Origin of the sequence: Citrobacter sp. Cf125, from assembly GCF_030333935.1 — a bacterium.
Lineage (GTDB): Bacteria > Pseudomonadota > Gammaproteobacteria > Enterobacterales > Enterobacteriaceae > Citrobacter > Citrobacter freundii.
In genome coordinates this window covers 513953-528235 of record NZ_JAOWEY010000023.1, presented here as the reverse complement: position 1 = coordinate 528235, position 14283 = coordinate 513953, and the positions used below count along the sequence as shown (strand labels likewise).

14 protein-coding genes and 1 tRNA gene are annotated in these 14283 nt (G+C 54.8%); 12 read left to right on the top strand and 3 right to left on the bottom strand.

Translation table 11 applies throughout. The annotated features are described in order from the left end of the window. Window positions 1-3 precede the first annotated feature (3 nt). From OGV89_RS12940 to OGV89_RS12890, 11 genes are all read left to right on the top strand, one after another. Window positions 4-1932 (top strand): phage tail protein, encoded by a 1929-nt coding sequence (locus OGV89_RS12940; RefSeq protein ID WP_286558724.1) that lies wholly within the window; start codon window positions 4-6, stop codon window positions 1930-1932. After that, window positions 1932-2510, top strand: coding sequence for a tail fiber assembly protein (locus OGV89_RS12935; protein ID WP_099530299.1), 579 nt, complete (start codon window positions 1932-1934; stop codon window positions 2508-2510). The genes OGV89_RS12940 and OGV89_RS12935 overlap by 1 nt, the downstream gene beginning before the upstream one ends. A 136-nt stretch (window positions 2511-2646) precedes the next feature. Then, entirely contained in the window at window positions 2647-3840 is a 1194-nt protein-coding gene (locus OGV89_RS12930) for a phage tail sheath protein (protein WP_286558722.1), read from the top strand. A gap of 12 nt (window positions 3841-3852) precedes the next feature. After that, window positions 3853-4371, top strand: coding sequence for a phage major tail tube protein (locus tag OGV89_RS12925; protein WP_165406965.1), 519 nt, complete (start codon window positions 3853-3855; stop codon window positions 4369-4371). A gap of 53 nt (window positions 4372-4424) precedes the next feature. Then, window positions 4425-4739 carry a phage tail assembly protein gene (locus tag OGV89_RS12920; protein ID WP_032942881.1) on the top strand — a complete coding sequence of 105 codons (315 nt, stop codon included), beginning with the start codon at window positions 4425-4427 and terminating at the stop codon, window positions 4737-4739. Continuing rightward, complete coding sequence (locus OGV89_RS12915) at window positions 4736-4894, top strand: GpE family phage tail protein (protein WP_306308100.1); 159 nt, start codon at window positions 4736-4738, stop codon at window positions 4892-4894. Before OGV89_RS12920 ends, OGV89_RS12915 begins: the two co-directional genes overlap by 4 nt. Next, window positions 4884-7325: a phage tail tape measure protein gene (locus OGV89_RS12910; RefSeq protein WP_286558718.1), complete on the top strand. Its 2442-nt coding sequence runs from the start codon at window positions 4884-4886 to the stop codon at window positions 7323-7325. Before OGV89_RS12915 ends, OGV89_RS12910 begins: the two co-directional genes overlap by 11 nt. A 13-nt stretch (window positions 7326-7338) precedes the next feature. Beyond that, window positions 7339-7803 carry a phage tail protein gene (locus tag OGV89_RS12905; protein WP_071684322.1) on the top strand — a complete coding sequence of 155 codons (465 nt, stop codon included), beginning with the start codon at window positions 7339-7341 and terminating at the stop codon, window positions 7801-7803. Beyond that, window positions 7800-8969, top strand: a complete 1170-nt coding sequence (locus OGV89_RS12900) for a phage late control D family protein (protein ID WP_286558716.1) — start codon at window positions 7800-7802, stop codon at window positions 8967-8969. The genes OGV89_RS12905 and OGV89_RS12900 overlap by 4 nt, the downstream gene beginning before the upstream one ends. Before the next feature lie 65 nt (window positions 8970-9034). Then, window positions 9035-9253 (top strand): DNA-binding transcriptional regulator, encoded by a 219-nt coding sequence (locus OGV89_RS12895; RefSeq protein ID WP_103928683.1) that lies wholly within the window; start codon window positions 9035-9037, stop codon window positions 9251-9253. A gap of 728 nt (window positions 9254-9981) precedes the next feature. Next, window positions 9982-10179, top strand: coding sequence for a hypothetical protein (locus OGV89_RS12890; RefSeq protein ID WP_103928616.1), 198 nt, complete (start codon window positions 9982-9984; stop codon window positions 10177-10179). Between the two features lie 161 nt (window positions 10180-10340). Here OGV89_RS12890 and OGV89_RS12885 read toward each other — a convergent pair. Beyond that, window positions 10341-10416: transfer RNA gene (locus OGV89_RS12885), tRNA-Ile, on the bottom strand. Window positions 10417-10541: 125 nt separating this feature from the next. Between OGV89_RS12885 and mug the strand changes: the two genes are divergently transcribed. Further along, window positions 10542-11048, top strand: a complete 507-nt coding sequence (mug, locus tag OGV89_RS12880) for a G/U mismatch-specific DNA glycosylase (protein ID WP_003838087.1) — start codon at window positions 10542-10544, stop codon at window positions 11046-11048. Between the two features lie 30 nt (window positions 11049-11078). Here the strand turns inward: mug and OGV89_RS12875 are convergent, their stop codons facing one another. After that, the gene (locus OGV89_RS12875) at window positions 11079-13076 is read right to left on the bottom strand and encodes a TonB-dependent receptor domain-containing protein (RefSeq protein ID WP_200002696.1); all 1998 of its coding nucleotides are present in this window, start codon (window positions 13074-13076) and stop codon (window positions 11079-11081) included. A gap of 10 nt (window positions 13077-13086) precedes the next feature. After that, window positions 13087-14136 carry a 7-bladed beta-propeller protein YncE gene (yncE, locus tag OGV89_RS12870; RefSeq protein WP_003838092.1) on the bottom strand — a complete coding sequence of 350 codons (1050 nt, stop codon included), beginning with the start codon at window positions 14134-14136 and terminating at the stop codon, window positions 13087-13089. Window positions 14137-14283: the final 147 nt, after the last annotated feature.

The following is a 14283-nucleotide window of genomic DNA, read 5'->3' as shown; positions in this document are numbered from 1 at the left end:
ATAATGAGCACGAAATTTAAAACAATTATTACCACCGCCGGAGCTGCAAAACTGGCGGCGGCCACGGTGCCGGGTGGTAAAAAGGTGAACCTTACCGCGATAGCCGTCGGGGATGGCGGCGGCGTACTACCGGAGCCGAACGTCGGGCAGGTTAAGCTCATCAATGAAGTCTGGCGTCATGCGCTGAATAAAATCAGCCAGGACAACAAAAATAAAAACTATATCGTGGCTGAGCTGGTCATTCCTCCCGAGGTGGGCGGCTTCTGGATGCGTGAGCTGGGTCTGTATGATGACGCAGGCACGCTGATAGCCGTTGCCAATATGGCGGAGAGCTACAAGCCGGAGCTGGCGGAGGGCTCGGGGCGTGCGCAGACTTGTCGCATGGTGATTATTGTCAGCAGTATCGCTTCAGTGGAGCTGTCCATTGACGCGACAACGGTGATGGCGACGCAGGATTATGTCGACGACAAACTGGCAGAGCATGAGCAGTCACGCCGCCATCCTGACGCCACGCTGAAAGAAAAAGGTTTTGTGCAGCTCAGTAGTGCGACCGACAGCTCGTCTGAGAGCCTCGCAGCGACGCCAAAGGCAGTTAAGGCGGCGTATGACCTTGCTAATGGTAAATATACGGCTCAGGACGCGAGCACGGCGCAGAAAGGTCTGGTGCAGCTCAGTAGCGCCACCGACAGCGTGTCTGAGGCGCTCGCCGCGACGCCGAAAGCGGTTAAGACGGCGTATGACCTTGCTAATGGTAAATATACGGCTCAGGACGCGAGCACGGCGCAGAAAGGTCTGGTGAAACTCAGCAGCGCCACCGACAGCACGTCTGAGGCGCTCGCCGCGACACCGAAAGCGGTCAAGAACGCTAACGACAACGCAGATAAGCGACTGGCTAAAGAGCAGAACGGCAGGGATATCCCCGAAAAAGATGTATTCGTGCGCAACATCGGCGGAGCGCGGGCTTTCAGTGGCACGGTAAGCATTGGCGGGGGCGGTGACTGGACGACTGCGGAGTTTATCGCCTGGCTGGAGCAGCAAGGTGCGCTTAATCATCCGTACTGGATGTGCAAAGGGTCATGGTCTTACGGTGATAACAGAACTATTACCGATACAGGGTGTGGGAATATCCAGCTAGCCGGTGCGGTTGTTGAGGTTATGGGCGTGCGTGGCGCGATGATCCTTCGTGTCACGACACCTACAACCGCAACGGCGGGGGTGACAAATGCGCAGTTCACTTATGTCAATCATGGGGATGATTATTTACCGGGCTGGCGACGGGATTTCAATACGGCAAATCCGCCACCAGTATCATACCCTGTCGGCGCGCCGATTCCGTGGCCATCCGATACCGTTCCGTCCGCTCACGCCTTAATGCAGGGGCAACCTTTTGATAAATCAGTCTATCCGTTGCTGGCTGTGGCGTATCCCTCTGGCGTTATTCCAGATATGCGCGGCCAGACGATAAAGGGCAGGCCTGATGGCCGTGCGGTCCTGTCTCAGGAGCTGGACGGCATTAAGTGGCACGACCACGGCGCAACGGTCGCAAGTACCGACCTCGGAAACCGGGACACCACCGGATTTGACTACGGAACCAAACCGGTATCGGTCTTTGACTATGGCACAAAATCCACAACCGGCGCGGGCGCACACAACCACCCGATTTCCGGGCGAACGCAGTTCGGTCAGGCGGGGGATGTTGTTGCCATGTCCAATACCGGCTCTGACAGGACAAACTGGGGGGCTGTTGGTGGCGTCGGCGACCACGCTCACGCCGTCGGCATTGGCGCGCATGATCACGTTGTGGGGATCGGGGCGCATGTCCACTCTGTCTACATTGGTGCGCACAGTCACGGCGTGACCGTTTCGCCCTCGGGTCAGGCTGAAAACACCGTAAAAAACACCGCATTTAATTATTTAGTGAGGCTTGCATAATGGCTTTTAAAATGACCAGCACCAACCGGGTTATTACGATTTACAACCTGTCATCTGCCACGAATGAGTTTATCGGTAAAGGGGATGGCTTTATTCCGGCTAATACAGGCCTGCCTGCCTACAGCACCGATATTGCGCCCCCAAAAGTGACGGCGGGTTTTGTGGCTGTTTTCGATGCTCAGGCTAATAAATGGTCGCGGGTGGAAGACCACCGAGGGACAACCGTTTATGACATCAGCACCGGCAAGCCCGCTGTAATTGAAAAGCTGGGCGCTCTGCCTGATAACGTTGTGTCGGTTGCACCTGACGGGGAGTATGTTAAATGGGATGGCGCTAAGTGGATCCACGATGCCGAAGCGGAAAAAACATTTCGTCAGGGGCAGGCGGCGCAGGAAAAAGCAAACCTGCTGATGATTGCAACATCGGCTATTGCCCCGCTGCAGGATGCCGTTGATCTGGATATGGCAACGGAAGATGAAGCGGCCGCGCTTAATGAATGGAAAAAATATCGGGTCATGCTCAACAGGGTCAAACCCGAAGATGCCCCCGATATCACATGGCCGGAACTGCCCGCATAACCGGCATCACTCAGGCGGGCGGTTGCCCGCGCTTTCCTGCTCCCCGGTTGTGTCAGACCTTATCCAACCCTGACAAATAGCCCGCCATCACCACACAACAGAAAATACACTCACCCTTAACCACGGAGTTAAACGGATGAGTGATTTTCATCATGGCGTAGAGGTCATCGAGATTAACGATGGCGTGCGCACCATTTCCACCGTCTCAACGGCCATCATCGGCATGGTCTGCACGGCCAGCGATGCTGACGAAAAGACATTTCCCCTCAATGAGCCGGTGCTCATTACTAACGTGCAAAGCGCTATCGGCAAGGCGGGCAAAAAGGGGACGCTGTCGACGTCCCTGCAGGCCATCGCTGACCAGTGCAAACCGGTCATTGTGGCCGTGCGCGTGGCCGAAGGAGTTGAAGACCCGGATGACCCGGAGGCCGGGAAGAAACAAACTATTTCCAACATCATCGGCACGACCGACGAAAACGGTAAATACACCGGCCTGAAAGCGCTGCTGACGGCGCAGACCGTCACCGGCGTGAAGCCACGCATTCTCGGTGTGCCGGGTCTTGATCCGCAGGAAGTGGCGACGGCGCTCGCGTCCACCTGCCAGAGCCTGCGCGCCTTTGGCTATGTCAGTGCGTGGGGCTGCAAAACTATTTCTGATGCCATCAACTACCGCGAGAATTTCAGCCAGCGTGAGCTGATGGTTATCTTCCCTGACTTTCTGGCATGGGACACCACGGCGAATGAGACTGCGACAGCCTGGGCAACGGCGCGCGCGCTCGGTCTGCGTGCCAGAATTGACCAGACCGTCGGCTGGCATAAAACCCTGTCAAACGTTGGCGTGAATGGTGTCACCGGCGTCAGCGCCTCGGTGTCGTGGGATTTGCAGGAGCCCGCGACCGACGCCAACCTGCTTAACAAAGCCGGTGTTACGACACTTATCCGCAATGACGGTTTCAAGTTTTGGGGAAACCGCACCTGCTCAGATGACCCGCTTTTCCTGTATGAGAACTACACCCGCACCGCGCAGGTACTGGCCGACACGATGGCGGAGGCGCACGCGTGGGCGATGGATAAGCCCATCACCCCGACCCTCATTCGTGACATCGTTTCGGGCATCAATGCCAAATTCCGCGAGCTGAAAAATAACGGGTATATCGTTGACGGCTCCTGCTGGTATGACCCGGAGTCAAACGAGACGGCGACCCTGAAAGTCGGGAAGCTGTATATCGATTACGACTACACCCCCGTCCCGCCGCTGGAGAACCTGACCCTGCGCCAGCGCATCACCGATACCTATCTGGCGAATCTGTCGGATGCGGTCAACAGCTAAGGAGCTCAGAGCATGGCGTTACCCCGCAAACTTAAATATCTGAATATGTTCAACGATGGCCTCAGCTACATGGGCGTCGTTGAGTCCGTCACCCTGCCAAAACTGACCCGCAAGCTGGAGAAATATCGCGGTGGCGGGATGCCGGGCGCGGTGTCGATTGACCTCGGCCTCGATGACGACGCGCTGTCGCTGGAGTGGACGCTCGGCGGTCTGCCTGACGTTGAGCTGTGGGCGCAGTATGCCTCGCCGGGGGCTGACAGCGTGCCGCTGCGCTTTACCGGCTCTTTCCAGCGTGATGACACCGGCGCGATTTCTGCCATCGAGGTGGTGATGCGTGGCCGTCACAAAGAGTATGACGGCGGTGAGAACAAGCAGGGCGAAAGCGGCACGACCAAAATGTCGACTGAGTGCGCCTATTACCAGCTCACGATTGATGGCCGCGAAGTCATCGAGATTGACGTCGTTAACATGGTGCTGAAAGTCGACGGCGTCGACCGTCTGGCGGAGCACCGCAGGGCGATTGGCCTGTAATCCCTTACCCGGTCAGTGAGGCTGGCCGGTCACTTTTCCTGATGAGAATACCCATGAAAAATATCAATGAAACTGCCGTTGCTGACACTGAAACCGTCAATCCGAATGTGGTGATTTTTGATACCCCGCTGATGCGCGGTGAGCAGAAAATTGAACAGGTCACGCTGACCAAACCGAATGCCGGAACCCTGCGCGGGGTGTCGCTGGCCTCGCTGGCGAATTCCGACGTTGATGCGCTGATTAAAGTGCTGCCGCGCATGACGTATCCCGCCCTGACTGAGCACGAAGTCACGCGTCTCGATGCGTCTGATCTGATTTCGCTGGCCGGGAAGGTGGTCGGTTTTTTGTCGCCTGCTTCGGGTCGCTGACCTTTCCGAAAAACCTGTCGGTCGATGACCTGATGGCGGATATCGCGGTGATTTTCCACTGGCCGCCATCAGAGTTACATTCCCTGAGCGTGACCGAGCTCCTGACATGGCGCGACAAGGCGCTGCAACGAAGCGGAAACCATCATGAGCAATAACGTCAGAATCGAGGTGCTGCTGAATGCCGTCGACCGGGCAAGCCGACCGCTCAAAGCCATTCAGAACGCCAGCAAATCCCTGTCCGGTGACATCCGTACCTCACAGAAAAGCCTGCGCGAGCTGAATGCGCAGGCATCCCGTATCGACGGATTCCGAAAAGCCAGCGCACAGCTTGCCGTGACCGGTCACGCGCTTGATAAAGCGAAACAGGAAGCCGAAGCACTCGCCACGCAGTTTAAAAATACGGAGCGCCCGACGCGTGCACAGGCGCAGGTGCTTGAATCCGCGAAGCGTGCCGCCGAAGGGCTGCAGACGAAATACAACAGCCTCACGGAGTCGGTAAAGCGCCAGCAGCGCGAACTCGGTGCGGCGGGAATTAATACCCGTAATCTGGCAAATGATGAGCGGGGGCTTAAATCCCGCATCAGTGAAACCACCGCGCAGCTTAACCGTCAGCGTGAGGCACTGGCGAAAGTCAGCGCACAGCAGGCGAAGTTAAGCCGGGTGAAAGAGCGGTATCAGGCAGGTAAATCACTGGCCGGTAACGCGGCGGCGGCGGGCGCTGCCGGTGTCGGTGTGGCGACGGCGGGAGCGATGGTCGGGGTTAAACTGCTGACGCCGGGCTATGAGTTTGCGCAGAAGAACTCAGAGCTGCAGGCGGTGCTCGGTGTCGACAAACAGTCACCCGAAATGCAGGCGCTGCGCAAACAGGCGCGCCAGCTCGGGGACAATACGGCGGCCTCTGCCGATGATGCGGCGGGTGCGCAGATTATTATCGCCAAAAGTGGCGGGGATGCGGCGGCCATTCAGGCGGCGACGCCGGTCACGCTGAATATGGCGCTGTCCAACAAGCGCACGATGGAAGAGAACGCCGCGCTGCTGACCGGGATGAAATCAGCGTTTCAGCTCTCAAATGACAAGGTCGCGCATATTGGCGATGTTCTCTCGATGACGATGAACAAAACCGCCGCCGACTTTGACGGGATGAGCGATGCGCTGACCTATGCCGCGCCGGTGGCGAAAAATGCCGGGGTGAGTATCGAGGAAACCGCCGCGATGGTGGGGGCGCTGCATGACTCCAAAATCACCGGCTCGATGGCGGGAACGGGAAGCCGTGCCGTTATGAGTCGACTGCAGGCACCTACCGGCAAAACCTATGACGCCATCAAAGAGCTCGGGGTGAAAACCTCCGACAGCAAGGGCAACACGCGCCCGATATTTTCCATCCTGAAAGAAATGCAGCGCAGTTTTGAGAAAAATAATCTCGGGACGGGTCAGCGCGCCGAATACATGAAAACCATTTTCGGGGAGGAGGCCAGCTCGGCGGCCGCCGTGCTGATGACGGCGGCCTCAACCGGCAAGCTCGATAAGCTCACCGCCGCGTTTAAAGCCTCGGACGGCAAGACTGAGGAGCTGGTTAAGGTTATGCAGGATAACCTCGGCGGCGACTTCAAAGAATTTCAGTCAGCCTATGAGGCGGTCGGGACTGACCTGTTTGACCAGCAGGAGGGCTCACTGCGTAAGCTGACGCAGACGGCCACGCAGTATGTGCTCAGACTCGACGGCTGGATCCAGAAAAATAAGGTGCTGGCGACCACCCTCGGCGTGGTGGTCGGGGGTGCGCTGGCGCTTATTGGTGTGATGGGCGGGATTGGCCTTATCGCATGGCCAGTGGTGATGGGGATTAATGCCATCATTGCGGCGGCTGGCGTGCTCGGGGTGGTTTTCAGTACGGTCGGCGGCGCGATTGTCACGGCTATTGGCGCAATAAGTCTGCCGGTGCTGGCGGTTGCCGGGGCGGTGGTGGCCGGGGCGCTGCTTATCCGTAAATACTGGGAGCCGATTGGCGCATTTTTCTCGGGGGTGGTGGAGGGGCTGAAAGCCGCCTTTGCCCCGGTGGGGACGATGTTCACCCCGCTCGCGCCGGTGTTTGATGCCATTGCGGAAAAGCTGGGCGTTGTCTGCCAGTGGTTTAAAGACCTGCTTGCACCGGTGAAAGCCACGCAGGACACGCTCGACAGTTGCAAAAATGTCGGCGTGGCGTTTGGTCAGGCGCTGGCTGATGCGCTGATGACGCCGCTCAACCTGTTTAACAGCCTGAGCGGCAAGGTTGACTGGCTGCTGGAGAAACTCGGCGTTATCAAAAAAGAATCGACCGACCTCGACCAGACTGCAGCCAAAGCGGATAAGGCTTCACCGGGTGGCGGGTATATCCCTGCGACAGCGAGTTATGGCCGGTATCAGGCGTATCAGCCGGTCACGGCGCCTGCTGGTCGCTCTTATATCGACCAGAGCAAAAGCGAATATAACATCACCCTGCAGGGTGGCGTTGCGCCGGGGAGAGACCTTGACCGCCAGCTCCGCGATGCCGTCGACAAACTTGACCGTGAAAAGCGCGCGCGTCAGCGATCCAACATGAGACTCGACTGAGAGAGGGGGACAAATGTTAATGGTGCTGGGCTTTTTTGTGTTTGAACGGCGCACCCTGCCGCATCAGTCGATGCAGTATTCGAAGGACTACCGCTGGGTGTCCAATGACCGTATCGGCAGGCGACCGGCTTATCAGTTTCTCGGAGAGGGGGAAACCTCGCGCACCCTGTCGGGGACGCTGTACCCTGAAATCACCGGTGGGCGTCTGTCGTTGCAGGCCATTGAGCTGATGGCCGATGAGGGGCGTGCGTGGCCGCTGATTGACGGAACCGGCATGATCCACGGGATGTACGTTATCGATAAAGTGACTCATAACCACACCGAGCTTTTCAGCGACGGTGCAGCGAGAAAAATCGAGTTCACTCTGTCCCTGAAACGCGTCGACGAGTCGCTCGCGGCCATGTATGGCGACCTGAAAACGCAGGCGGATAATCTGGTCACGTCTGCCAGTGAATGGGCGGGAGGGCTGGCAGGATGATAACGGGAATGAATATTCAGGCAGGGGCGCGTGTTGCCCCTGCGTATATGCTCACGCTGGACGGGGAGGATATCACGCAGAATTTCAGTGACCGGCTTATCGGCCTGACTATGACCGACAATCGCGGATTCGAGGCTGACCAGCTCGATATCGCGCTCGATGATACTGACGGGCTGGTTGAGCTGCCGCCGCGCGGGGCATCACTGACGCTGTGGCTGGGCTGGCAGGGCTCCGCACTGGTCAACAAGGGGAGTTTCACGGTCGATGAAATCGAGCACCGGGGCGCGCCTGATACGCTAACTATCCGGGGGCGCAGCGCCGATTTTCGCGGGACGCTGAACTCCAGACGCGAGCAGTCATGGCACGACACCACGCTTGGGGTGATTGTGGAGACCATCGCGCAGCGTAATAAGCTGACGGCCAGTGTTGCTGACGCCCTGAAAGCCATCGCTATTCCCCATATCGACCAGACGCAGGAATCCGACGCGGCGTTTTTGTCCCGACTTGCTGAGCGTAACGGTGCATCCGTGTCGGTGAAAGCCGGGAAATTATTATTCCTTAAAGCCGGTAGTGCGATGACGGCCAGTGGTAAGCCTATCCCCCAAATGACCGTCGAGCGTGGGGATGGCGACCGCCATCAGTTCGCCATTGCAGACCGGGAGGCTTACACCGGCGTGACGGCGAAATGGCTGCATACCAAAGACCCGAAACCACAAAAGCAAAAGGTGAAGCTCAAACGTAAACCCAAAGAGCAGCATCTGCGTGCGCTGCAGCACCCGAAAGCCGCTAAAACATCGACAAAGGCCAGAGAGAAAAAGGCGCAGGAAGCGCGGGAAGGTGAGTATATGGCCGGAGAGTCTGACAACGTTCTTGAGCTCACGACCATCTATGCCACAAAGGCGCAGGCCATGCGCGCGGCTCAGGCAAAGTGGGACAAGATACAGCGAGGCGTGGCGGAATTTTCCATTACGCTTGCCACTGGCCGGGCTGATTTATTTCCTGAAACGCCGGTGGCCGTGAAAGGCTTTAAGCGCGTGATAGACGAGCAGGCATGGATAATCAGCCGTGTGGTGCACAACCTTAACGGGAGTGGCTTCACGACGGGCTTAGAGCTTGAGGTTAAAATTTCTGATGTTGAGTACGATGCTGAGGATGAGGAAGAATAAATTTATTCTCAAATAGTGAATAAATTAGTATGATTGATTCACCATTTGTGAATTGAGGGCGTTTTATGTTCCATTGTCCGAAATGCCAGCATGCTGCGCATGCACGCACAAGTCGCTATCTTAGTGAGAATACTAAAGAACGTTATCACCAATGCACCAACATAAATTGTAGTTGTACGTTTGTGACAATGGAGTCGGTAGAGAGGTTGATTGTAACTCCCGGCAACGTAAATCCCGCACCGGCACACCCGTCAACAACAGGCCAGCATCTGTTATGGCTGTAAGCACTCTATTGTCGAATTCAAATTTATCGAGCCTGAAAAAAACCCCATCATGTGATGGGGTTTTTTTCAGGGGAACTAGCTTGGCTGCCAGTTTCCTTATCACAACCGTTTCACAAATGGTTTGGCTCCCATTGATAAAAAGCTGTGAGACTGCAAGTTGATCAGATGTATTTTCGAACACACTTAAGGATACGTCAACCCATCACATTGATAGGCTTTGAGAATGAGCACCGCAAAATCAAAATTATGCTTTAAAAGACTTTGGACGAACCGAGGGGAAAGATCCTATAATGCACGCGCTAAAGGTAACTTGCCTAGTATGTTTCACAACATTAGATGTTATTGATCTCGTTTGTTAAACCGTAGACGGTCCTAGGTAGCGAAATTCCTTGTCGGGTAAGTTCCGACTAGACTAAAGCCTGTTTAGGCTTTTGACGCCGAATGGTAGAGTGGTTTGACGGGCACATTTGTTACTGGCATTCCATAACTATCTGTTTGACGTACAAGAAACGGTTAGCAGTAAGGTTGTTGCCTATAATTTAGGCAGCACCATAGATTTCAATAGGCCGCTCGCCGGTGGCACGGTTTGGTGGGGTTCTAATTTTTAGGATTGTGGCTTCTTATCGAGGCTGTGAGACTGCAAGTTGATCCTTTGGTCGCTCTTAAGTATTTTTGCGGCCCCTAACGCTATCTTTTGAGATACAGCCTCCTTTAACCAGGAGGTTAATATGCCAAAAAAAGTAAAAACTTCGAGCAGGAAAAAGATCGGATTGCCGGCAACGCTAATCACGTTGCTATTGTCTGTATCTGGAGCGTTTCAAGGGCAAGGCGATAAGGGCAACCTTTTAGTGAACCCTTTGATTAATGTGACGGTTGTTAATGTGCATAATAATGTCACAGTGATTAACCAAAGTTCTGCGAGATAACAATGAAGGGGCAGAGTCTGGAAACGGACTCTGCCTTTTTTTGCTTTTAGCAAAGCGCCTACAGCTTCTAGTGAATCGCCATTTTATCGCCACTTAAAAGGGAGATAACAAAAAAGCCACTCTTTCGAGTGGCTTAATTATATGATTTTAAAGCTAAAATTTGGTGGCCCCTGCTGGACTTGAACCAGCGACCAAGCGATTATGAGTCGCCTGCTCTAACCACTGAGCTAAGGGGCCGTGGCGGTGGATTATAAAGTAACTCCGCGTTGCAATCCAGACATAAGCGTACGGATGCTGTTTTTATAAACAATGTATTTTCAGTCCGTTATACTTGTTCCTCTGATGTATTGTTCGGAGTAATTATGGTTAAGGACATACTGGCACCGGGGCTGCGGGTGGTATTTTGCGGCATCAATCCGGGGTTATCTTCCGCAGGTACAGGATTCCCCTTTGCACATCCCGCTAATCGCTTCTGGAAGGTTATCCATCAGGCGGGGTTCACCGATCGCCAGCTTAAACCTGAAGAGGCACAGCATCTGCTGGATTTCCGCTGCGGCGTGACTAAGTTTGTCGACAGACCAACGGTACAAGCCAATGAAGTCAAGCTCCTGGAGATGCGCAACGGCGGTCGTCTGCTTATTGAGAAAATAGAAGAGTATCAGCCAGCCGCGCTCGCTATCCTCGGGAAGCAGGCATTTGAGCAGGGGCTTAGCCAGCGTGGGGCGCAGTGGGGAAAACAGACGCTGACCATTGGCGCGACGCAAATATGGGTATTGCCGAATCCCAGCGGGTTAAGCCGGATCACGCTGGATAAACTGGTAGAGGCGTATCGGGAAGTGAATGTGGCGTTGAAGGCGCGCGGCCTGTAACTGCCGGAGCCTTAGGCTCCGGCGTCACTGTCAGAACTCGAAGCGTGCGCCCATGTTGTAGCGGCGTCCTTCCAGGATGGAAGACTGGTTATAGGACGTTTTGTAGATTGGGTTCACGTCGAACAGGTTATAAACCCCCGCCATCAATGTGATTCTCTTGTTGAGATGGTAGCGTGCCCCTAAATCGACCAGCGCATAGGCGTCGGTTGACGTTGATTTGCCGATGTCAGGCGTATTGCTGCGCCAGCTGGCTTTGCTCCACAGTTCAAGATCGTTAAGTGCATTCCATGTCAGAGACAGGTTGGCCATGCTCGTCGGGAACTCGTTCAGTGCCTCTCCCTTGTACTGACCACTCTTTTGCTCGCTGTGGGTATAGGTGTAGTTCGCGTTCGCTTTCAGCGCAGTAGTGACCTGCCAGTCGCCGTTCAGCTCCAGGCCATAGATTTCCGCGTCGCTGACGTTGAAATACTGCGAGACTTCTTCCGCTTCATACCCGTTGTAAATGCACTTCTGCGTGGCCGTTGCGGTACAGATGGTGTAGTCGCTGATCTTGTCCTTGAATTTGGTGAAGAACACGGTTGCATCCAGTGCCAGTGTGTCCTGTTGCCAGTAGACGCCCAGCTCGGTGTTGACGCTCTGCTCAGGTTTCAGGTCATCGTTACCGATCCCAATGAAGGAATACGGATACGAACCGTAGACGCTGGTGAAACCTTCATTGTTCTCACGCAGGTCCGGTTTTTTATAGCCCGCCGATACGCCGCCCTTCAGCGCCCAGTTTTCGTCAATCGTCCAGTTACCGTAGAGTTTTGGCGTGACGTGGTAGCCAAAGTAGCTGTCGTGATCGAGACGCGCCGAGGTGGTGAGGGTGAAGTCCGGAACCATCATCCAGGCATCTTCCGCGAAGATGGCCCAGCCGTCACGGGTGATCTTGCTGACTGGCGTTATGCCCGGCACTTCTTTGTTTTCGATGCCGAAAGTGTCGTCCAGCTCATTACGGGTGAAGTTGATCCCCAGCGTCAACTTATGGTCGCCCAGCGTAAAGGTGTTCGCGCTGTTGGCTTCATAGTTTTTCTGCTTAATGAACTGCGAACTCATGCCCGGCACACGATACTCGGTTTTAGCGTTTTCGTAGCTGATGAAGTTCTTCACTTCCAGCAGATCGTCGCCGTACCAGGCATGCTGCGCAAGTGAAGCGGCATCGCGGTCAAAGTCCCATTGCCAGGCTTTATCATTGTGTGATTTTACCTGATGCCCTTTGACGACGTTCAAATCCCAAAGTTGGGTGTCGGTCGGCGACATGTTGATGGTGGCATCCAGATTGCCAGCCTGGTGCTTCACAAAGCGCTCATCGGAGATGCTGTCGTCATCACGGCGATCAAGATAATCCGCCGCTACGCTCACCCCGAGCTTGCTGGGGATAATTGGCCCCATCAGGAAGACATTAGTCTGGTTGGTGTTACCGTACTCGCTCTTCTCTTGCAGGAAGTAGTTATCTTCCAGCACACCCGTCCATTTATCGAGGTTGTAGCCTTTTTTGGTGATGACGTTGACCACGCCGCCGATGGAGTCAGAGCCATACAGTGAGGACATCGGTCCGCGAATCACCTCTATTCGCTCGATAGCAGCAAGCGGCGGTAAAAAGGCAGCCTCTGTCCCGATATGGTGTCCGTAAGGACGCGATTCGCGGGTGCCTTGTTTGATGCCGTTGACCATGTAGGAGGTATAGGTCGAGTCCATTCCGCGCATCTGCACATCGCCTGTGGCAAGGCTACCGTTGCCATTACCCACCAATACGCCGGGCATCTCGCGAAGGGCTTCGGTGACGTTCTGGTTAGAGCGGGTGTTCAGTTCTTTCTCGCCGACGACGGAGATGGTCGCCGGTGCCTCACGGCGTTCCTGTGCGAAACCGGTGGCGGTGACCACCAGTTGATCTTCATTATCTGGTGTGGTTTCTTCGGCGAAAACGGTCGCCGGGAGGCTGGCAAGGGCGAGCGAAATCGCCAGCGCGGTACGAGTCTGGTTAATCACAACGCATTCCTCAGAACTGGGTTAAATCGAGCTTGAGTACATAGTCAGCCTTGTTGGCTTTTTCATCCTGCTTCACGCTAACGAAGAGCGTTTTGCTGTCAGGAGAAAGCACCATGCTGTTTGGCATTGCTGCCGTTTTGATGGTGTGCTTCAGGCTGTAAGTGTTGGCATCGATAACGCTAATCTGACGGGCATTGCGATGGGTAACATACACTTCGTTGCGGGCAGGGTTATAGACCGCAGCGATAGAGTTTGGCGTGGGAACGCGGTGAACAATTTTACCGCTGTCCAGTTGGACTACCAGCACGTCGGCGGTGTTGGTATCGGCGATAAATCCGACGCCTTTGGCCGTGTTCAACGCGATGTTCAGGAAGTAATGCTTCGGCTCGGAGGGGTCAACCTTCACACGCGACAGAACCTGCGACGTTTTGCCATCCAGGGTAACCAGTTCGCCTTTGCCAGTGACGGCGTAAACTTTATCGCCAGCTTCATCAACGGCGAAACCGACCGGATCCATCCCTTTGAGGGCGTGTAATAGTTTCTGGTTATGCGTGTCGACAACCCACAGCACACCTTTATTTTCACTGCCAATACCGGAGACATACAGACGGTGGTGCTTCTTGTCGAGCACCACTTCACGAACGTGGGCTTTATTTTCTTCGTCTGCAAGCTGAAGCATTTTCACTTCTTTATGGGTGCGGGTATCCAGCAGGGTCAGTGAGCCATCCAGCGCATTACCTAGCCAGAGAATGTGGTTAGGTTCATCCAGTGAGACCGCAAAAGGACGGCGTTCGGTGGCGATCCGCTCATCGACTTTTAATGATTCAGTTGAAAACAGGAACACTTCACCGGCGGTTTTATCTTTGTCGAAAGAGGGGGCAGAGGCTGCATAGATAGCCTGTTGTCCGGCGTCATAAGCCAGTTCGTAAACGCCATGACCAAGCGTCTGAGAGGCGAACTGATCCTCAGTAAAGTCTTTTGCCAGGGCTGAACCGGTATAAAGTGCCAGTGAAATCGCAAGCGCGCAGAGGGACTGATTTTTTAATGTTTTTAAATTCATGTCATTTTTCTTTACAGTTGTTTACGAAAAGAAAATGATAATGAAAATAAATATCATTTACAATTGCATGTATAGGCAATGCCCCCTACCAATTTTTGTACACTGCGGAAAATCCCAAAAAAAAAAGCTCCCCGGAGGGAGCTTCTT